Consider the following 19,260-nt stretch of genomic DNA (forward strand, 5'->3'; position numbering starts at 1 on the left):
ATAATGCTACTAGAGGATAGTCTGTTCTCTATTAAACTTTAAATCTGTCAATTAGTCCTTGTAACTCTTCAGCCATTTGAGATAACGTGCCCGCTGCGGATCCAATTTCCTCCATCGAAGCTAGCTGTTCTTCAGCTGAAGCCGCAACATTTTGTGTGCTTGTTGCATTATTTTGCGCTGTCATTGCAATTTGTCCTACCGAAATAGATACTTCATTTGCCCCTTTTGACATTCCATTAGCCGTTTCAACCATCGTCTTAATTTGATTAGCTATTTCATTTGTAGATTGTAAAATTTCAGCAAAGTTTTGCTTCGTTTCATTTGCGATAACAAGTCCAGATTGAACTTCCTCATTTACATGATTCATAGATTTGACTGTCTTACCCATATCATCTTGTATTTCACATATTAATTTACTAATTTCACTAGAAGATACGCTAGACTGCTCTGCCAATTTACGCACTTCATCTGCAACAATTGCGAAACCTCTTCCATGCTCACCGGCTCTTGCGGCTTCAATCGCCGCATTTAAAGCTAGAAGGTTTGTTTGATCTGCAATATTTTGAATTACTTCTAAAATATCACCAATTTGTTTTGATTTATTATTTAGTAATTGTATAACTGCATCTGATTGTGACACAGATTCTGCAATAGACTGCATCTGGTTTACTGTTCTTCCTACTAGTTTCCCACCATCTTCTGCTTTTTCACGAGTATGTGCAGAAGCCGTATTAATAGATGATGAACTATTTGCTACATGCTGAATTCCTTCCGTTACATCAAACAGTAACATAGCGCCATTTTCTACGCTTGTTGTTTGCGTCGTTGCCCCACTTGATATTTCATCCATTGCGATTGTGATTTGCTCAGTCGCTTCACTTGCTTGCCTTACACTTGCAGTTAGCTCTTCTGATGCCGCTGCAACATGCCCAGCTGAATCGTTAATTCTTCCGATTAACGTCCGTAACGAATTCGTCATCTCATTAAATCCTTTAGCAAGTTGGCCGATTTCATCATTAGAATGAATTTCAATTGTTTGCGTTAAATCCCCTTCACTTATTTCTTTAGAGGTAACAACTAATCTCTTTAAAGGCTTCGTAATTGAAAGTGTTACAAAATAAATAAGTGCTCCACCTATTACTAATGAGATAAGCATAACAATTAACATATTATAAAATACAGGTTGAGCAGCTTCAATTACTTCACTTGAGTACATAGTCCCACCAATTTTCCAACCTGTTTTTACATTTGTAGCAAATACCATATTCTTTTCACTACCGCCATAAGAATATGAAAAAGCACCGTGATTATCTTCATAAATTTTCTTTGCCCAAGAATCAGCCGCTTTTTCCCCTGATTTTTCTTGTGGATGAGCAATTATTTTTTGCTTTCCATCTAAAATGAAGGCATATCCTTTTTTACCAATATTAATTAACTTTGATGTTTTTAATAAATTATCTAAACTTAAATCTAGCGCAACAACCCCATTTTTATCTTCTGTTTGTTTTGCGATTGTTACGACAATATGTCCATTTCCTTTTGCCTTATATGGCTCAGTAACAACAATACCACCTTGTTTTGCAACCGCATCTTTATACCAAGAACGCTCTGTTGGATCATAGTCTGCTGCCATTTGTATATTTGGTTCTTGTACAAATTTTTTATCATTTCCGGCAACATATACTTGTTCAACATCTTTATTTAAATTTATATATTGAGATAACATTTTCCTTAATTCATCCTGATTATCTCCTTGATACATATTCCCCTGAATCACCCGTGCAAAATTATTCACATCATTAAATTTTGCATCAATCATTTGATTGATTAAATTATCCAGTATTTTTATATTGTCGTTGGCACTACTCTTAATTTGCGATTCAAAATTCTTTTTGGCTGTTTGATAAGACATGCCTCCGATAATAGACACAGCCGCAATTAAAATTACAAAGAATGAAATTAATAGCTTTTTTGCTACTTTCATATCACGAAACAAATTTAATAGTTTCCCCATTATGAACCTCCTAATTTTCAAATTTAAAAGTTAAATTGAGTTAATTATGAATATTTCCCAATCCCTAATTATTATTTTCATAACCTATTATGATGAATACTTTGTAAAGTTTAAACAATTAATTTCCCTTTGTCTATATATATGAATAATATTATTATAAAATTTACAAATAGAAAAAAAACCAAAGGGGCACCCTTTGGTTTTTACATTTTTTTATGTTGTTTAGAAAGCTTTTTCCACTTATCACGCTCTGCTCTGGCAAGGATTACATCTTGTTTTCTCATAAAATACGCCAGTTCTCTTTGTAATTTTTTATAGCTTTTCAAACGATCTATCGTAATAAGTCCGTTATCAATTGCACTATGCACCGCGCATCCTGGTTCATTCTCATGCTTACAATCACGAAAACGGCATGTTGTCGCAAGTTTTTCAATATCAGAGAATGTTGTTTGAATCGCTTCGCTTCCTTCCCAAAGTTGCAATTCTCTCATACCGGGAGTATCAATTACGAGAGCGCCACTTGGCAATTGAAATAACTCTCGATGCGTTGTCGTATGCCTCCCCCTACTATCCTCTTCACGTATATCTCCCGTTTTTGCTACCTCAATTCCTATTAGTGCATTTAACAAAGTTGACTTTCCTACCCCTGATGACCCAACTAAAGCAATTGTTTTCCCTGAAGAAACGAATTGTTTCAACGAATCAATACCTGTATGCTCTAAACTATCAACAACGAAAATAGGAACACCAATTGCTATAGCTTCCGTTTCTACAATTTTCTGTTCCACATCATTACATATACTACTCTTTGTTAAAACAATAACTGGCATAGCACCGCTTTCATACGCTAATAATAAATAACGTTCCATCCTTCTAACATTAAAATCATGATTAAGTGCATTCACTAAAAATAAATAATCTACATTTGCTGCTATTACTTGTTCTTCCGTTCGAGTACCAGCCTCTTGTCTAGAAAAAGAGCTTCTTCTCGGAAAAATACGATGAATGATAGCTTTCTTTTCATTCTCTATTTTCTTTATATACACCCAATCACCAACAGCTGGATAATCTCCCTTCGTTACTGCTTCATGCCGAAACTTTCCAGACAGTTCTGCCATATATTCACCATCATTACAAATAATTCGATATATATGCTTATGCTCAAGTAAAATACGCCCTACTTCAAAGTTCTCTACAGCTTGTTCCTCAAAAAAAGAATCCCAGCCATACGATTCTAAAATATTTTGATTCAAATTGATATCCTCCCTAGTTTAAGCTAAGTGGAAGGATAGTGCGCTCACTTATATCGTTTCGCCCTTTCCATCCACCTTTGTATTTGGTTTATTATTCATATAAGTTATTTTCTCCATAATACATCACCCCGTTCTTATTTTAATTACTCTCATTATATGGAATTCTCCTATAAAAAGCTACATCATTTAACGTAATTTTCAAATAACTTGTTTTTGAGCATTCTAATTTGTCCTCGGTGACTAATTTCATCTTCTAGCACATGAAACCAAAGATAGTGCTGGTTATATACTACACCGTTAGGCCACTTTCTTTCTGACATGAGCCACTCATTACCTTGTTCACTTAAATACTTCAGAGATTCTTCTCGAACACTTTGTAGAAGTTGTACATAATACTGTATTTCATGACCACAGATTGCTCTACCCGCTTCCCCTAAATACAGTGCATCTTCCCATATTTCTAATTCTTCTTTTGTAAAGTCACGATCTTGAAATGAAATAAGCTGATGAACTTTTTCAATAGCTGCTATATGCTTTAATAAGGCGCCAATTGAATTTCCGCTGCTTTGCATAATTAAATCTAATTGCTCAACTGATAAATTTTTTACTTCGCCTAATGTTACAGCTCTCGTATGCTCAAGCAGGCTTACTAATTCCCCTATTTTTTTTGTATAACCATCTACACTTCTTATTCGATAATCTATATTCATATCACGCACCCCTTTCTGCATTCATATTATTGTAAAAATGATTCATATAATAGACTGAAATCTATCTAAATTTTCTGTTATAATTAATTTGAATACAAAATATCCCCAAACAAACTTTCTCAATATGCTTATATGAAATATTAAAAGGAATCAATATAAAATAATCGAATCTTATTCACTAAAAGGAGTGGATTCGATGGAAATGTATCAATGGCTAACCGCTGTTCTTGTTGGTGGCATTACCGGCTTCGTTTCCCATCTAATCAATAACCAAGGTAAGTTATTGCTTCCACGCCGTTTGAAAACATTTTTTCATTTTGGATTTTTAACTGATATTTTTACTGGTAGCCTAGCCGCACTTCTTGGGCTCGTTTTATTCGATGTCACCGCAATAAAAGAAATTATAAAAGTATCCATTGTAACTGCTATTTCCGGTCAAACTTTTTTACTACATCAAGCTCTTGGTGGCGAACAGGCTAAAAATACGCAAATTGGGAAAGCTGATGAGAAGATTCAAGAAATTGACAAATTATTGCGACGTTAGTGTATACTTTCTTTTAAAATTATTGTTATAATGAGAAATAAATATTTTCTATTGCGTCGTTTGTCAGGAGAAAGGGTGTTTCGTATGACAAAAAAGAAAATAGAAGATTTCTTAACAAACTCCGAAAAAGAGGAACTGCTAGAAAACTATAAATGTTTACGAGAAGCCCGCACAAAAAGCGAAGCTAACTATTTTGGCGAAGCAGTAAACCATCTATTAAATAAAGCAAAACAACGAATTATTAAAGATGCAGGTATACATGATGAAAATGCTGCAACTGTTCAATCAAAGAGAAAAGCACTGTTTTAGCTACATTAGCTAAAACAGTGCTTTTTATTACAACATTTTTCACATTACTTTCACATCTATTTCACAATTATAAGTACTCCTATATGTTAAACTAGGTATATCCTTTTCCGAGGAGCTATATGCCGATATATAAACCCCTATCTATATAGGGGTTTTTTATTTTCCTATAATTTTATTACAAATCCTTTTCAATCATACAGCTCAACGACGAATTATTAAAAATACAGCAACTATGCAATCAAAAAGCACCTTTTTAACTTATCCTAAAAAATTGTTTTTTGATTTACTAAAACTTTATGATGCAATTCCTTTTTCATTATCTTTACTAATGCTTTCACCTTTTCTAAACAGAAATAAAGCTACAACATATAATAACGCTGTAAAGCTACCTACTAGTATAAAATTGTGAGATGTTGCAAATAACATTCCTGCTATTACCGCACCAATCATTTGGCCAATGTACATCGAGGCGTTAGCAAGGGCGGCACCTGTTCCTCTTGCTACACTAGACATGTTTTGTAAGTGCCTCATCATTAATACAAACAAAATTCCTGTCACAAAAAACAAAGCAAAGAACAATAACTCCACCAATACAATGTTCTTTACATGTGGAAGTAATACATATAGAACTGCTGTAAATATAATTCCACCGTAGAAAGAAAGGTTATAACCAATTTTATTTACGATTCTAGGACCAAAAATATTACCAGTTAAATTTCCTAATCCTAGTACAAGCATAGCTGTACCTACTTCATGAACTTGTAAGCCAAATTGAATGGAAAGCCATACACCAAAAAATGAAAATGCAGCAAAATTTCCGGTTTGAAAAACAAAGTATGCAAAATAAGAAAGTGAAACCTTTGAATCTGTAAGTAATTGTTTATAACGCTGTAAAATCACTTTTTTATTTCCACCTATATGAACCGACTGTATTTCTGGTAATACAACATAAATAAGAATAACAAGTAGTGCTGATAATATACCAATGAAATAGAATGGGATTGTATAATGTATCGTTGCTAAATAAGCTCCCAGTGGCAGCCCTAAAATTTGAGAGATTGATAACCCTGCTGTTGCAACCCCAATTGCTTTCACAATTTGCTTTTTCTCTATAAGGAGCGGAATGGATGCCCACACTTGTGGAGATACAAAAGCTGCACTTACACCTGCTAAAAATCTAAATGTTAGCATCCATAAAAAACTCGGTGCAATTCCACACAAAAACGTACTTATTGCAAAAAAACTCATACCTAGTACCATCACTTTTTTTCTGTTTAATCCATCTGATATAGGACCAGCAATAAGCGCAAATCCAGCATACCCTAAAGCATACGAACTCACCATCCATCCTGACAAATCGGTTGAAACATGATACACCTGTTGTAATGTCGGCAACAGTGGTGAAATTAAGAAAGTGTCTGTACCGATCATAAACATTATCGTGAAAAATACAGCTAGTACTCTATTCATTTAGACCTTCTCCTTATATAAACAGAGGGTACTATCCCTCTGTTTCACTAATCTTCTAAAATAGATTGGATTTCTTTCATGACTCTTTCATTCAATGAAACGTCTACCGCTTTCACACTTTCTCTTATTTGCTCTGCCCGCTTTCCACCAGGTATAACTGTATCAATTCCTTCTTTATTTAATAACCATGCTAACGCTAAATGAGACACTTCAATATCATTTTCTTTAGCTAGCCCTTTTAACTTTTCCACTTTCTTAAAATTACTCTTATATGTATTTTCTTCAAATAGATTTACATTTTGGCGCCAATCGACTTCGTTCAATTTAAAATCTTCTGTATATTTTCCACCTAATATTCCAAAAGCAAGAGGCCCATATGGAATAAATGAAATACCCGCTTCTATACAATACGGCAACAGTTCTTCCTCAGCCGTACGTTCTAACACATTGTACGGAGATTGTACAACATCTATATGACCATTTTGGTTCGCTTCTTTTAATTGTTCTATGTTTACGTTCGATATTCCAATTGAACGAATTTTCCCTTCTTCTTTTAAACGAGTAAGCTCTCCGATTGAATCTATGTAACTTGTTTCAGGATTTGTAAAATGTAAATAATATAAATCAATATAATCAGTCTGTAATCTTCTTAAGCTATTCTCCACAGCATTTCTTAAATAACTTGGTTCATTGTTAATATAAGTTTCTCCATTTAACAACGGTTGAATTCCACCTTTTGTAGCAAGTATAAACTCATGACGTTTTCCCTTTAATACTTCTCCTACTAATTCCTCTGATCTACCGAAACCATATGAATCTGCTGTATCAAAAAATGTAATCCCTTGCTGAATAGCTTCTTCTACTAATTGCTTTCCCTCTTCTTCATTCACATCAGCATATAAATTATGTCCCCCTACTGCATTTGTACCTAAACCCAACTTTGAAATATTTAGTCCTGCCTTTTGCAATTTTGTATACTTCATTTTTTCTCCCCCTATATTTCTATTGTTCGAATATATTCAAACAATAGAAATATATCACTTTATATGTTATAGTGCAAATATCTTAACTTATACAAGTAGGTGAAATATGCGTACACTCTATCATCCAAATCGAGAAGAAATTCAATTTTCTTCTGTCTTATATGCACTTAGCGATCAAATCCGTTTACAAATTGTAAATATGTTACTAGAGAAAAATGAACAATCTTGTGGTGCTTTAAACATTCCTATTGCGAAATCAACTTTATCTCACCATTTCAAAGTTTTACGTGAGTCAGGTGTTATGTACACACGCCTTGAAGGAACACAACGTTTCATTTCAATTCGTGAAGAAGATTTAAATGCTAGATTCCCAGGTTTGTTACAAGTTGTATTACATGCGACAGAGCCATATTAAAAAACATCTATATGAGATGTTTTTTAATATGGCTATTCTTTTAATAAATCTATTAATCCATTCACTCCCAGGGTTGTTACAAGTTGTATTACATGCGACAGAGCCATATTAAAAAACATCTCATATGAATATGAGATGTTTTTTAATATGGCTATTCTTTTAATAAATCTATTAATCCATTCCCTTCAGATGTACGTTCGTACCCTAAAGGTACAGTTCTTTTAATAAGTTGTGCATATACTTCCGGCTCTGATAACTTTCGACCGTATTCTTTCTCACACTGTTTAATGAGCAAGGCGAGCGCCCCAGCAATATGCGGCGTCGCCATGGAAGTTCCACTTAACACAGCATATTTCCCATCTGGATACGTAGATAATATTTCATCACCTGGCGCTACTAGATCAATTTCTTGATTTGAATTACTAAAACATGCAATCTTCCGCTCTAAATTAACAGCACCAACTTCAATTACCTCAGAGTAAGCACCTGGGAAATCTAATTCCTCTGTTTCATCATCGCAATCTCCATTATTTCCAGCAGCACATACAACGAGAACATCCTGCTTTACCGCATTTTGAATTGCTTCATGTAATTCTGGAACATCTTGCGGACCACCAAGTGACATTGAAATAATTCTTACTTTCTCTTGATTCGGCCCTCTCCAATTTACAGCATAATGAATTGCCTCAATAATTTGCTCATAACTTCCAGAACCATCTCCCGCTAAAACTTTTAATACTAACATTTTAGCAAGTGGTGCAACTCCTAATACACCGACACCATTTTCAGTCGCGGCAATCGTCCCCGCTACATGAGTACCATGTCCGTTATTATCAAGATACACATTTGGATCAGCTTCATAATCTTTTGTGAAATTTCTTCCGTCGATAATACGATCTTTTAAATCTATATGATTAGTATCACACCCTGTATCTAATACGGCAACGACTACATCTTGCCCCTTCACACTCTTTTCCCATACTTGCGGAGCGTGAATCATTTGTACACCTGGTGGAATTTCATTTACTTGTTCTACCACCTTATTTACGGTAAACGGAATCAATTGTATACCTTTTTGTTTATTCACTGTACTACTCATCGTAATCCCTCCTGAAAATGTATTATTTTCATTTCAGACCACTTTTGAATACGTGTAAATGTAACATTCGTTTTATTCTTTGTGTTTTCCTTCTTTTCAAATATTTCTCAACATCATTTACTAACTCTATACTACTTTTTTATTTTCCCTATGATTTGTAGGAAGTAACACCCCATGTCGTTCAACTACTAACCAAAATAAGAGAACCAATTAATGGTCCTCTTACAGTCTTTTAAAAGAATGATATGTAATTTGAAAAATAATATAAATTAAGACTAAACCTCACTCTTGTTTAAAAACTTTTCTATTTCTTTTACTAAATATTCCGCTCCCTCTATCCCAACAGTAATATTTCCATTTGCTAATGATATGTTCTGTTCTGAAACATCACCTGTGATTTGGCAAGCATTGTAAGGTTGATATTTTTGTAAAATGATTTTATCTGCTTCTACAAAAATTTCAAGCGGTGATTTGATTTGTATTCCCAATACATCGCGTAATTCTTTAGGGATAACAATTCGTCCTAATTCGTCTACTTTTCGAATAACTCCTGTTGCTTTCATATTTCTCCCCCCCTTACTCTATATTAATTTTTCCACCTCGCTTTTTCCATTTTATCACTTTTTGGCAATACTTGCCTCTTTTTAGAAAATTTTGTACTCGAGTTAAAAAAACACATTTAATGCATACGTAATCTCTCTTTCAATTGTTTTACATAACGGGATCTTATAAGTAAGAAGTATACAATTTGAATACCTATGAAAATACTTAATACAACTGTATTTTCTTTAAACAATGAGTACTCAAACATTTGCCCTAACGCAGTTAAGGCTACTGCCCCATGTAATGTTGCAACACCAATTGGAACGAAGAATAAAAGCGCCAATCGAATTGTAACTACCTTCGATAATTCCCCACTCGTCAATCCAACTTTTCGAATCATTTCGAACAAGCGAACATCATCCTCCAAATCGGAGAATAAACGGAAGTAAAGGAAACTTCCTGCGCAAACGAAAAATACTATACCAATAAAGAAACCTACAAATAAAATCGGTCCTGCAATTTGTAAACTTTGGTTTTGTTCGTACTCTTCCGCACTAAACGTTGACTGTTCTTGATACGGTTTAATTTGATGAGTAAGCTCTTTACCAATTTCAATCTCATCTTTCGTTCTTTCAGTTTTATACATATAATCTTTTGTCTCTATAAATCCATCTTGTAATGAATCATATTGATTATTAGAGATTACATAAACATTTCCTCTTAATATTTTCCCCAATGAAGATGAAGTAACTTTTTTCACCTTTAAACTTTCATTCATATTGGGTAAAGTAATTTCTTTTCTTTCTTTCATCGCTGGCCCTGGTATATCAGCTGACAAAAATACAATCTCTTTATTGGCTACAGTATTAAATGGTTCTCCTGTTAACTTTGCATATTCCTTATAATCTGATTCTTTTATAAAAGTGGCGCTTCTTAACGACTGTTCCTCCGTTTTCTTTGTCGAAATATTAGTTTTTGAAGCTGCTATATTATGTTTCTTTAATCCTTTGTCAATCATTTGTATATGTTGTGATTCGTTACTATTCCCTTGCTTAGAATGGTAATGAAACGCAATTGGTCTCTCCATTATCCCTTTCGTCATGGATGCGAAGCCGACTAATGTCCCTATTGCGGAAAATGCTACAGTAGAAATAATGGTTACAATAAAGAACATTCTTGCGTTATCTCTCATGCGATACGCTAAATCTGATAACGTAATAATATTAGTCTGTGTCCAATAGAAACGTTTACTTTTTTTACATAATCGAATAATAAAGACACTCAGCTGCTTGTACAACAAATACGTCCCAATAATAACTACCGTTGTAACAGGAATCATCATAATAAATACCATTGCGCCATGCGATAGAAGAGCTCCTACATAGCCAGCACTAAGCAATACTACTGCTAATATTGAAGAAATGATTGATGCTTTCGGTTCCGGTTTTGCCTCTGCTGACCCTCTAAACAACTTCATAATTTTATTTTTACGAATCATTCCTGCACTAAACAATGATATGATCATAAATAATATGAAAAACATAATACTTGTTACAACAATTGCTTTCATCGGTATGTAATAGGATAAGGATATATCTAGTTTTAATATCATCGGGGCGACAAATAGTAATACCCCTGAAAATAACATACCTGAAAGAATACCAAAAATAATTGCCCCTATTCCAATCATAATATTTTCAAAAAAGATAAGACGCTTTAATTGATATTTCGTCATACCTAGCATCATTAAAATTCCTAGCTCACGCTTTCTCGTTTTTAAAAACATTCCCATCGAATATAAAATAAAGAAGAATGTAAATAAGTAAATAATAGACTGTGCAAAAGACATACTTACGAATACGTACTGACCCAATTCTCCTGCACTTAATGCCGGATGAAACGCAAAAAATGAATACACAAAAAAGGCCATAATAGCAAATGCACTACTCAAAAAATAGGCTGAGTATGTCCGTCTATTTCGCGTTACATTCCGATATGCGAGTTCTCTAATGTTCATATTACTTCTCCGCCCTTCTTTCTACTAACTATGTTTTTATATTAGTAAAGTACGGAAATACCTTCCATCGATTCAAATGACAAAAACCTTACAGTTTTGAAAGGTTTAAAAAAATTGCTTATACGTAGTACTTTATTTATAATGACTACATTCATATTCATACACACATCCTATTGTATATTCGTTAGTTTTGCGAAATAATAAAGGATAGAAGTATGTACCATTATACATATAAACTTATTTACCGCTTTAATATGAATAGGAGGAAAACATAATGACATTACAAGAACAGATTATGAAAGCATTACATGTTCAGCCTGTAATTGATCCAAAAGTTGAAATTCGTAAACGAGTTGATTTCTTAAAAGATTATGTAAAAAAAACAGGCGCAAAAGGATTTGTACTTGGTATTAGCGGCGGCCAAGACTCTACTTTAGCAGGACGCTTAGCACAACTTGCAGTTGAAGAAATTCGTAACGAAGGTGGTAATGTAACGTTTATCGCCGTACGTCTTCCTTATAAAGTACAAAAAGATGAAGATGATGCACAATTAGCATTACAATTCATTCAAGCAGATCAATCTGTTGCATTTGATATTGCTTCAACTGTTGATGCTTTTTCAAATCAATATGAAAACTTATTGGGTGAATCATTAACAGATTTCAATAAAGGTAACGTGAAAGCACGTATCCGTATGGTTACTCAATATGCAATTGGTGGACAAAAAGGGCTACTTGTTATCGGAACAGATCACGCTGCAGAAGCTGTAACAGGGTTCTTTACAAAATTCGGAGATGGTGGTGCAGATTTATTACCATTAACGGGATTAACGAAGCGCCAAGGACGTGCATTATTACAAGAGTTAGGTGCAGACGAGCGACTTTACTTAAAAATGCCAACAGCTGATTTATTAGATGAAAAACCAGGTCAAGCTGACGAAACAGAGTTAGGTATTACTTATGATCAATTAGATGATTATTTAGAAGGTAAAGCAGTTCCAGCTGACGTTGCAGAGAAAATTGAAAAACGTTACACAGTGAGTGAGCATAAAAGACAAGTACCAGCGTCAATGTTTGATGATTGGTGGAAATAAAACATAAAAAAGAAGCTAATCTCATTTAGCTTCTTTTTTATATGTTAACGATATACCCCTACTCTTTTCTCCAATAAATCTTGCAGGCAATCTTCATGCTGTTTACAAAATAACGGTGGCATGTCGTCTAACGGGAAAAACTTCAAATCCAACGTTTCATCACCATCTACTTTTTTGTCGCCCCCAACTATTGAGCATGAAAAACACATCACAATTGACTGTGCCTTGTCTCCATTTGGATATGATTGAAAATATTTTGTATACACTCCAATAAGCTCATTTATTTCTACATCATACCCGGTTTCTTCTTTTATTTCTCGGATTGCAGTTTCCGCAGCCGATTCTCCTATCTCCATTGCGCCACCTGGAAAGCCCCAAGCGTTAAAGTCTCCTCTTTTTTGCAGTAATACTTCTCCTTCTTTATTAAATACACAACCACCGGCAAAGTTTAAGAAAACATAATCATGCCCTACTTTTTCACGTAATTCTTTTATATAATTCGCCATTCTCTTCCCCTTTTCATACTTCTTCTATCGCTATTTCTTATCTTTTTCAAGCAATTCAATAATTCGATCTAGCTTCTGGTTCATATTAATCACGTGGTGTTTCTTTGCAACGCTGCTTTGTAATACTCTTCTAATAAACAAAGTAAATGATATGAAAAACAAAACGATAAGTCCGATTACTAAACAAGTATATATCAATGTAAAAATATTACTTTCGAACAAGTTCATTCAGCATTCACATCCTCTCCTTTTTATTTTATCACATAATTCCCAATATTTTAAAGTGATCAACAAATATAAAAAGAGCATCTTTTACAGATGCTCTTTCTCATTGCTTAATACGTAAATGTAATTGTCGCCAATGAATAACCCGCCAGTGCACTATAAGGTGCTACTTGATAAGACACACGCTTTGCACCTTTTGGCCAATTTATTTCATTTAATACTTTCTTTATATCTTGCATCGTTCCATCCATGGACTGCTTATATCGTACTTCTACTTTTTCTGGTTTGGCTGCAAACTGTTGCTGCAACTTTTGCTTAAATTCATTATAATTTTCTGCTCCGTATTCTGCAGATAAGTATTGTAAATTTGTTTCTTTTAACATCTGCTCATATACAATAGTTTTTGAGCTACCAGCTTTTATTTTATTTGTTAATTCACCAAAATAACTTGTAGTTGCCGCTGGATATTTGCTACGATCCCATTCATGATCTTTACTTAACTGTTCGTCAGACATATTAAAATATGAGTAAGTTACACGCCCTGCTTTATCTGGTACTGGATCATCAAATGTAGTATCTAGGTGATACCATTTGTTTTCAATGTTCACTAAATTCCACGCGTGAGCTTGTCCATTTCCTGTGCCTGTTACAATATGATTTTGAATACCTGCCTCTTTTAACAACTCATACGTTAATAATGTATATCCTTGGCAAACGGCAGAACGATTCGCTAATGCTTCATATGCTGTATACGCTTGATAAGACGTATCATAAGACACATGCTTCACAACGTAATCGTGAATAGCTTTTACTTTCTCATGCTCATCCATCCCTGGTTTTACAATTGATCCAACAATTGATTTTGCCTGAGCTTTTACATATTGAGTTTGTTCTTTTGATTCACGGTATTTTACTTGCAGTGTAAACGTATAGTCCCCTGGCATTCCTTTAATAGAATATCTAGTAGACGCTACATTATATTTTACATACTCATCAGCATCTACAATTTTATTAAACTCACCATACAATTGATCCATAATATTTCTAGCATTTCTATCTTTTGTTTTATATGTGATTGTAATATTTTCTTCTCGATTATCAATCTGTTTTTTTAATTCTTTTCTGAAATCATCTAATAACTTTACATCTGATTGTGCTGTCACCGTATTCGGATTTGTAGCTGCATAAGATACAGATGACGCTTGTAAGCCTCCCATTACTATAGTTGAACAAAGTGCGGCAGCTGTCACATACTTAATTGTCTTTCCCATCTTGTCACTCCTTATATTCTATAACTATACGAAAAAGTATCGTATAGTTTCAGAGTATACAATACTTTTTCGTATAGGTCATATGAGATTATGCATATTAACTAATTCACATAAAAAGGTTGTTCTTTTTAAAAGAACAACCTTTTTTCATTAGCATGTTTGTAATACACAGCATGTATTTTCAAAACGTTGATTTTTCAAATCTTCATTACTAATACAGAAATATAGCATCCCTAGTTCTCCCCAAACCATATTACAATTTTTATGATCTGAATCAATTTGGAATAAAAGAGTCATTTGCTGCGGGTCTACTCCCATATATTCTCCTGTCTCATATAACACTTCTTCTTGTACAGAGAATGGCTCACCAAACATTTGATGGTTATCATAGTTATCTGGAATTAGCTCTTCAAGTAATTGCAAGAAACGATCTGAATCAGCCTCATCTTCAATGAAAAGTTCTGGTAATTTGTATGTCAGTTCAAAAGTAATTGCACACTGGTTATATTTCGCTTGTATTTCATTTTCTCTTCGTAATTGCTCTACAGGAACATCATAATAAAGTACACGCCCAGCCTCTGTTAGATTCACATTTTCTTCAAAATAATTTTCAATGCAAAAGAAATACAGCATCCCCGTCTTAGGAAGATTGTGATCCATACCAACATTTTGTAAATCACTTAAGTTAAATTGCGCGATAAATTGTAGTGGATTTCCTTTATGCTTTGGATATTCAAATAAAGCTGGTAGATCAGGAACTCCTCCCATTTTCGAACTACCTATCGCAACAGTTTCCTGCTGCTTTGGCACAACTTTTATACAAGGAAATACAGTATTAATAAGTTCCTCTTTCAAGTGTGTTAGTTCATATTTATCAATTAACACTTCAATTTTTTTATTCATAAATTCTCCTTACATTTACATACTTATTTATATCATAGTACAAAGATTATACTTCATTCTTTACAAAATCAACAAGCCTCCAAAAAACGGGCTTATCCTTCGTACGCGAACAAGTTTAAAAAAGCATACTATACATTGTTCCTACAAACACGATAGTTCTTTAGTTCTTCCAGTACATTTTCCCCTCGTTCATTTTTATTTTTAATATAAGGAGGAATTCCACATGGGTTACGGATATAGTTGCGGCGGTTACGGTTACGGCGGTAGCTGTGGTGGTTGTGGTTACGGAGGTTTCGCTTTATTAATCGTTTTATTCATCCTTCTAATCATCATCGGAGCTAGCTGTTGGGGCGGCTTTGTAGGCTGCTAGTAAACTTAAAAACTATTGAAAAAAAGCACGTACAATACGTGCTTTTTTTCCATTTCCAAATCTTTTATTCGAAAGGAAGTATGTTTAATGAAGATTGATGGTGTTTTTGAAGGAGGCGGTGTGCGCGGTATTGCGCATGTCGGGGCAATTTGCGCGTTAGCCGAAAAAGGTTATGAATGGGAACGTGTAGCTGGTACATCGGCTGGTTCGATTATTGCAGCGCTCCTAGCGGCAGGATATTCTTGTTCAGAGTTAAAAACGATTATAACTGATATTGATTATAATAAATTTACGAAAAGAACTTTTATTGATAGAATTCCTTTTATCGGTAAGGGACTAAGTGCATGGACTACTCTAGGTATATACTCTAATGTATTTATAGAAGAATGGATTGAAGAATTACTTCGAAAAAAAGGTGTTCATTTATTTACTGATTTACCAGATCTAAACAAACTCAAAATCATCGCCTCTGATATTAGTAATGGTAAAATGGTTGTCTTTCCTGACGACTTACCAAACTACGGATTTTTAAATTATCGCTTCTCTATCGCTAAAGCGGTAAGAATGAGTAGTACAATCCCCTTCTTCTTTGAACCCGTAAAATGGAGAACTCCAAAATGGAAGCAGCCTTGTTATATGGTTGATGGAGGAATTCTAAGTAATTATCCAATTTGGATTTTCGATTCACCTACCGCTCCTCGCTGGCCGACTTTCGGATTTCATTTTGTAAAAGATGAGATTCAAGCTGACCCTGCTCACTATAACGAGCCTATTTCTATGTTCAAAGGACTATTTAAAACAATGATGCAAGCTCACGATTTACGTCATTTAGATAAGGAATCAAAAGCAAGAACCATTACAATTCCAACAGGAACGATTACAAGTACTAATTTTGAACTGACAAAGGAAGAAAAAGAATGGCTTTACAATTCTGGTTATAACTCTGCTAATAAATTTTTACAAGCTTGGAACTTTAGGCAATATATTGATGAATATAGAAAAGGAAATCAAGACCGAAAGACAAATCGATTTTTTCGTCAACTTGACTCATAATATTATTATTTTGCATACAAAAACGTTTGACAAATTAATAGTAAATAAGCCTAGTAATTTCTTATATTACTAGGCTTATTTACTTCCTATACAATCTCGTACATTGTTTAAGGGTACGATAACCCTTCGGCTTCTTCTGCAGTAATAACTATGTAACGATTTCCCGTTCTTAATCCTAACAGTTCTGCTTTTTCAATTGCTTCTTGCTGCGTCTCCGCATAAGCAGCTAAATATTTTTCTCCATTGATCATTTGACAAATTACATATTGTTTCATTACTTTCTCCTCTTACTTTTTCATTAGTTGTGCAAGTTTTTTTATACCTATTTCAATTTCTTCTAACGTTGCGTATGAATACGATAGGCGCAAAAATTGATTTGCACTTCTATCATATAAAGTACCTGGGTTTAATAAAACCTTTTCTTGCAGAGCTTTATCAAATAAACTGCGATATGAAATGGGTACTTTTATATGTACCCATATATAAAATCCCCCTGTTGGTTCATGCCAAGTTGCTATTTCACGAAGATATTTATCTAACATTAGTAACATAAAATCTCTTCGTTTTTTCAATTCACTTCTTACAAAGCGCAAATGCTCATCATATAGACCATTTGTAAACCACTCTGCTGCAATTTGCTGGGATATAGTGCTTGAACCATAATCTGTTTGCATTTTTATGTCTGACAATCTTTGAATTACTGGCTCAGGTCCAACAATCCATCCAATTCTTAACCCTGGACTAATTACTTTGGACATGCTTCCAATATGTAGTACAATTCCATTTTTATCATAGGCTTTTAAAGGTTTCGAACAAGGTGCATCAAACCATAAGTCTTGATACACTGCGTCCTCTATAATAGGTAATCCAATTTCATTACATATTTCTATCACTTCTATTCGTCTCTTCGCATTCATACTAAAGTTCGTTGGATTATGAAAAGACGGGATTGTATATAAAATAGATGCATTAAATTGCTTCTTATATTTTGTAATATATGATGTATTTAAACCGTTCTCATCCATTGGTATTCCAATGAAACGCATTCCTGCGGATTGAAAAACATTAAGCGAATATAAATAGGATGGTTTTTCTAATAAGATGGATGCCCCTTTTGGAAGAAGCCCCATAGAGATAAGTTGCAGCGCTTGAATTGCTCCTGAAACAATTAATATAGAGTCAGGAGATACATATACACCATGCCCCTTTAAGTATTCGGAAATCTTTTCCCTTAAATAAAAATTTCCTTTCGGCTCTTCATACCCAAGCGTCACATTTGACTTTAAAAGCTTATTCATAATTTCTTTCATCTTTTTCTCAGGTAAGAGACTCGGCGCGAGCTCACCTGTTCCTAATCGAATTACATGTGGATAAAATTCAGCTTGATTAATCTCCTGAATAGCTGGGAGATTCGGATAATGAAGTCCTGTTTCTACATAAGACTGCCAATTAGGCGGGGGTGCGTAAGTTGAAGCATTCTCATTATTATTTACAACAATTGTTCCTTTCCTGCCATTCCCTTCTATGTATCCCTTTGCAACTAGTTCATCGAAAGCCATTACAATTGTGCTTCGATTCACACCAAATGTATGTGCCAACTCTCTTTGTGAAGGTAATTTCGTTCCAACGGTCCATTCTCCATTAACGATCCTTTCTTTTATATAAGTTTCTATTTGTTTATACAGCGGAGTCGCTAGAGACATATTCGGTTTCCAAACGAATCTTCCCATTATATCACCTTATATTCTTTTTGGTTGGTAACCTCCCCAACCATATGGATGGATACAAATTTTCATTTCTTCTATACAATATACACTATCATAATGAATTAAAATAGGAGGTAATATGATGAGTGAAGCAATTATTCATGGTATCATTCTTGCATTTGGACTTATCATTCCATTAGGTGTACAAAATGTTTTTGTCTTTAACCAAGGTGCGAGCCAACCAAACATTTGGAGGACAGCTCCCGTAGTATTAACTGCCTCTATATGTGATACGTTACTCATATTGATTGCAGTGCAAGGTGTCTCCCTTGTACTCCTTACTTTTTCTTGGCTAACTAACTCATTATATATAATTGGATTTTTCTTTCTCCTATACATGGGCTTTGTTATTTGGAGAAGTAATCCTTCCAACGATGTAAAACAAGAAAAAAGTATGCCCTTAAAAAAGCAAATCCTTTTCGCAGCATCAGTTTCGTTATTAAATCCACATGCTATTTTAGACACAATCGGTGTAATTGGAACAAATTCTATTCAATACATAGGAAGTGAAAAATGGGCTTTCACACTTGCAACTATTATCGTTTCTTGGATTTGGTTTATAAGCTTAGCTTTAGCGGGGAAATTTCTAAAAAGACTAGACTCAACCGGAAAGACAATTTTATTTTTAAATAAATTTTCTGGTCTCATCATATGGGGTGTCGCACTTTATATGTTAAAACAAGTTATTTATTCTTAATGAACGAAAGAGAATTGCA

General features: G+C 34.1%; 21 protein-coding genes and 1 pseudogene. 7 read left to right on the plus strand and 15 right to left on the minus strand.

The window, feature by feature from the left end; genetic code table 11:
* Positions 1 to 31 precede the first annotated feature (31 nt).
* The 4 genes and pseudogenes from DN400_RS30320 to DN400_RS22520 all read right to left on the minus strand — a co-directional run bounded on the left by DN400_RS30320 (position 32) and on the right by DN400_RS22520 (position 3,977).
* Complete coding sequence (locus tag DN400_RS30320; protein ID WP_406566133.1) at positions 32 to 979, minus strand: methyl-accepting chemotaxis protein; 948 nt, start codon at positions 977 to 979, stop codon at positions 32 to 34.
* Positions 974 to 2,014 (minus strand): annotated as a pseudogene (locus DN400_RS30325) (HAMP domain-containing protein); the annotation flags it as partial. The pseudogene DN400_RS30325 and the gene DN400_RS30320, both read right to left, overlap by 6 nt.
* 203 nt (positions 2,015 to 2,217) lie before the next feature.
* The gene (gene rsgA / locus DN400_RS22515; RefSeq protein ID WP_097924392.1) at positions 2,218 to 3,267 is read right to left on the minus strand and encodes a ribosome small subunit-dependent GTPase A; all 1,050 of its coding nucleotides are present in this window, start codon (positions 3,265 to 3,267) and stop codon (positions 2,218 to 2,220) included.
* A gap of 182 nt (positions 3,268 to 3,449) precedes the next feature.
* Entirely contained in the window at positions 3,450 to 3,977 is a 528-nt protein-coding gene (locus DN400_RS22520; protein ID WP_065228693.1) for a DinB family protein, read from the minus strand.
* Between the two features lie 196 nt (positions 3,978 to 4,173).
* Here DN400_RS22520 and DN400_RS22525 point away from each other — a divergent pair, with 196 nt between their 5' ends.
* Both DN400_RS22525 and DN400_RS22530 read left to right on the plus strand, forming a co-directional pair.
* Positions 4,174 to 4,521 (plus strand): DUF4257 domain-containing protein, encoded by a 348-nt coding sequence (locus tag DN400_RS22525; RefSeq protein WP_000426317.1) that lies wholly within the window; start codon positions 4,174 to 4,176, stop codon positions 4,519 to 4,521.
* Positions 4,522 to 4,605: 84 nt separating this feature from the next.
* Positions 4,606 to 4,830, plus strand: a complete 225-nt coding sequence (locus DN400_RS22530) for a hypothetical protein (RefSeq protein ID WP_000162602.1) — start codon at positions 4,606 to 4,608, stop codon at positions 4,828 to 4,830.
* Positions 4,831 to 5,124: 294 nt separating this feature from the next.
* Here the strand turns inward: DN400_RS22530 and DN400_RS22535 are convergent, their stop codons facing one another.
* Positions 5,125 to 6,300 (minus strand): MFS transporter, encoded by a 1,176-nt coding sequence (locus DN400_RS22535; RefSeq protein ID WP_098256149.1) that lies wholly within the window; start codon positions 6,298 to 6,300, stop codon positions 5,125 to 5,127.
* Between the two features lie 47 nt (positions 6,301 to 6,347).
* Positions 6,348 to 7,283 carry an aldo/keto reductase gene (locus DN400_RS22540; protein WP_097912483.1) on the minus strand — a complete coding sequence of 312 codons (936 nt, stop codon included), beginning with the start codon at positions 7,281 to 7,283 and terminating at the stop codon, positions 6,348 to 6,350.
* 106 nt (positions 7,284 to 7,389) lie between these two features.
* Here DN400_RS22540 and DN400_RS22545 point away from each other — a divergent pair, with 106 nt between their 5' ends.
* Positions 7,390 to 7,698: an ArsR/SmtB family transcription factor gene (locus DN400_RS22545; protein ID WP_001259903.1), complete on the plus strand. Its 309-nt coding sequence runs from the start codon at positions 7,390 to 7,392 to the stop codon at positions 7,696 to 7,698.
* Between the two features lie 151 nt (positions 7,699 to 7,849).
* Here DN400_RS22545 and DN400_RS22550 read toward each other — a convergent pair whose 3' ends face one another.
* The 3 genes from DN400_RS22550 to DN400_RS22560 form a co-directional block, all read right to left on the minus strand.
* On the minus strand, positions 7,850 to 8,797 hold the full coding sequence (locus DN400_RS22550; RefSeq protein ID WP_000099763.1) for a S8 family peptidase: 948 nt from the start codon (positions 8,795 to 8,797) through the stop codon (positions 7,850 to 7,852).
* A gap of 275 nt (positions 8,798 to 9,072) precedes the next feature.
* A complete protein-coding gene (locus tag DN400_RS22555) occupies positions 9,073 to 9,360 on the minus strand; it encodes an AbrB/MazE/SpoVT family DNA-binding domain-containing protein (RefSeq protein WP_000648324.1) in 288 nt (95 codons plus the stop codon).
* Positions 9,361 to 9,476: 116 nt separating this feature from the next.
* Positions 9,477 to 11,357 (minus strand): FtsX-like permease family protein, encoded by a 1,881-nt coding sequence (locus DN400_RS22560; RefSeq protein ID WP_001025995.1) that lies wholly within the window; start codon positions 11,355 to 11,357, stop codon positions 9,477 to 9,479.
* Positions 11,358 to 11,631: 274 nt separating this feature from the next.
* On the opposite strand from DN400_RS22560, the gene nadE reads away from it, so the two are divergent.
* Positions 11,632 to 12,450 (plus strand): ammonia-dependent NAD(+) synthetase, encoded by an 819-nt coding sequence (nadE, locus tag DN400_RS22565; RefSeq protein ID WP_000174904.1) that lies wholly within the window; start codon positions 11,632 to 11,634, stop codon positions 12,448 to 12,450.
* A gap of 44 nt (positions 12,451 to 12,494) precedes the next feature.
* On the opposite strand, the gene DN400_RS22570 is transcribed toward nadE, so the two are convergent.
* The 4 genes from DN400_RS22570 to DN400_RS22585 all read right to left on the minus strand — a co-directional run bounded on the left by DN400_RS22570 (position 12,495) and on the right by DN400_RS22585 (position 15,355).
* Positions 12,495 to 12,956, minus strand: a complete 462-nt coding sequence (locus DN400_RS22570) for an NUDIX hydrolase (protein ID WP_000024996.1) — start codon at positions 12,954 to 12,956, stop codon at positions 12,495 to 12,497.
* 30 nt (positions 12,957 to 12,986) lie between these two features.
* Entirely contained in the window at positions 12,987 to 13,184 is a 198-nt protein-coding gene (locus DN400_RS22575) for a DUF4083 domain-containing protein (protein WP_001048104.1), read from the minus strand.
* A 107-nt stretch (positions 13,185 to 13,291) separates the two neighbouring features.
* Positions 13,292 to 14,452, minus strand: coding sequence for a transglutaminase domain-containing protein (locus DN400_RS22580; protein WP_000520633.1), 1,161 nt, complete (start codon positions 14,450 to 14,452; stop codon positions 13,292 to 13,294).
* Positions 14,453 to 14,602: 150 nt separating this feature from the next.
* The gene (locus DN400_RS22585; protein WP_001034838.1) at positions 14,603 to 15,355 is read right to left on the minus strand and encodes a YwqG family protein; all 753 of its coding nucleotides are present in this window, start codon (positions 15,353 to 15,355) and stop codon (positions 14,603 to 14,605) included.
* A 223-nt stretch (positions 15,356 to 15,578) separates the two neighbouring features.
* Between DN400_RS22585 and DN400_RS22590 the strand changes: the two genes are divergently transcribed.
* Together DN400_RS22590 and DN400_RS22595 are read left to right on the plus strand one after the other, a co-directional pair.
* Entirely contained in the window at positions 15,579 to 15,725 is a 147-nt protein-coding gene (locus DN400_RS22590; RefSeq protein WP_000540425.1) for a YjcZ family sporulation protein, read from the plus strand.
* 87 nt (positions 15,726 to 15,812) lie between these two features.
* The gene (locus DN400_RS22595) at positions 15,813 to 16,778 is read left to right on the plus strand and encodes a patatin-like phospholipase family protein (RefSeq protein WP_000686807.1); all 966 of its coding nucleotides are present in this window, start codon (positions 15,813 to 15,815) and stop codon (positions 16,776 to 16,778) included.
* Between the two features lie 107 nt (positions 16,779 to 16,885).
* Here the strand turns inward: DN400_RS22595 and DN400_RS22600 are convergent, their stop codons facing one another.
* Positions 16,886 to 17,053, minus strand: a complete 168-nt coding sequence (locus DN400_RS22600; RefSeq protein WP_000816390.1) for a DUF3933 family protein — start codon at positions 17,051 to 17,053, stop codon at positions 16,886 to 16,888.
* Between the two features lie 12 nt (positions 17,054 to 17,065).
* Positions 17,066 to 18,508 (minus strand): aminotransferase-like domain-containing protein, encoded by a 1,443-nt coding sequence (locus tag DN400_RS22605; protein ID WP_097853480.1) that lies wholly within the window; start codon positions 18,506 to 18,508, stop codon positions 17,066 to 17,068.
* A gap of 118 nt (positions 18,509 to 18,626) precedes the next feature.
* On the opposite strand from DN400_RS22605, the gene DN400_RS22610 reads away from it, so the two are divergent.
* The gene (locus tag DN400_RS22610; protein WP_071714406.1) at positions 18,627 to 19,241 is read left to right on the plus strand and encodes a LysE/ArgO family amino acid transporter; all 615 of its coding nucleotides are present in this window, start codon (positions 18,627 to 18,629) and stop codon (positions 19,239 to 19,241) included.
* The last annotated feature ends 19 nt before the right edge of the window (positions 19,242 to 19,260 follow it).

It is taken from the genome of Bacillus sp. AR8-1 (assembly GCF_008042345.1).
GTDB lineage: Bacteria > Bacillota > Bacilli > Bacillales > Bacillaceae_G > Bacillus_A > Bacillus_A cereus.

Bases quoted from the DNA above. Each gene is read 5' to 3' on its own strand.
- DN400_RS30320 (WP_406566133.1), bottom strand. From the start codon at position 979: ATGACGAATTCGTTACGGACGTTAATCGGAAGAATTAACGATTCAGCT.
- DN400_RS22525 (WP_000426317.1), top strand. From the start codon at position 4,174: ATGGAAATGTATCAATGGCTAACCGCTGTTCTTGTTGGTGGCATTACC.
- DN400_RS22530 (WP_000162602.1), top strand. From the start codon at position 4,606: ATGACAAAAAAGAAAATAGAAGATTTCTTAACAAACTCCGAAAAAGAG.
- DN400_RS22580 (WP_000520633.1), bottom strand. From the start codon at position 14,452: ATGGGAAAGACAATTAAGTATGTGACAGCTGCCGCACTTTGTTCAACT.
- DN400_RS22605 (WP_097853480.1), bottom strand. From the start codon at position 18,508: ATGGGAAGATTCGTTTGGAAACCGAATATGTCTCTAGCGACTCCGCTG.
- DN400_RS22575 (WP_001048104.1), bottom strand. From the start codon at position 13,184: ATGAACTTGTTCGAAAGTAATATTTTTACATTGATATATACTTGTTTA.
- DN400_RS22585 (WP_001034838.1), bottom strand. From the start codon at position 15,355: ATGAATAAAAAAATTGAAGTGTTAATTGATAAATATGAACTAACACAC.
- DN400_RS22570 (WP_000024996.1), bottom strand. From the start codon at position 12,956: ATGGCGAATTATATAAAAGAATTACGTGAAAAAGTAGGGCATGATTAT.
- DN400_RS22600 (WP_000816390.1), bottom strand. From the start codon at position 17,053: ATGAAACAATATGTAATTTGTCAAATGATCAATGGAGAAAAATATTTA.
- DN400_RS22520 (WP_065228693.1), bottom strand. From the start codon at position 3,977: ATGAATATAGATTATCGAATAAGAAGTGTAGATGGTTATACAAAAAAA.
- DN400_RS22560 (WP_001025995.1), bottom strand. From the start codon at position 11,357: ATGAACATTAGAGAACTCGCATATCGGAATGTAACGCGAAATAGACGG.
- DN400_RS22610 (WP_071714406.1), top strand. From the start codon at position 18,627: ATGAGTGAAGCAATTATTCATGGTATCATTCTTGCATTTGGACTTATC.
- DN400_RS22535 (WP_098256149.1), bottom strand. From the start codon at position 6,300: ATGAATAGAGTACTAGCTGTATTTTTCACGATAATGTTTATGATCGGT.
- DN400_RS22555 (WP_000648324.1), bottom strand. From the start codon at position 9,360: ATGAAAGCAACAGGAGTTATTCGAAAAGTAGACGAATTAGGACGAATT.
- nadE (WP_000174904.1), top strand. From the start codon at position 11,632: ATGACATTACAAGAACAGATTATGAAAGCATTACATGTTCAGCCTGTA.
- DN400_RS22545 (WP_001259903.1), top strand. From the start codon at position 7,390: ATGCGTACACTCTATCATCCAAATCGAGAAGAAATTCAATTTTCTTCT.
- DN400_RS22595 (WP_000686807.1), top strand. From the start codon at position 15,813: ATGAAGATTGATGGTGTTTTTGAAGGAGGCGGTGTGCGCGGTATTGCG.
- DN400_RS22540 (WP_097912483.1), bottom strand. From the start codon at position 7,283: ATGAAGTATACAAAATTGCAAAAGGCAGGACTAAATATTTCAAAGTTG.
- DN400_RS22590 (WP_000540425.1), top strand. From the start codon at position 15,579: ATGGGTTACGGATATAGTTGCGGCGGTTACGGTTACGGCGGTAGCTGT.
- DN400_RS22550 (WP_000099763.1), bottom strand. From the start codon at position 8,797: ATGAGTAGTACAGTGAATAAACAAAAAGGTATACAATTGATTCCGTTT.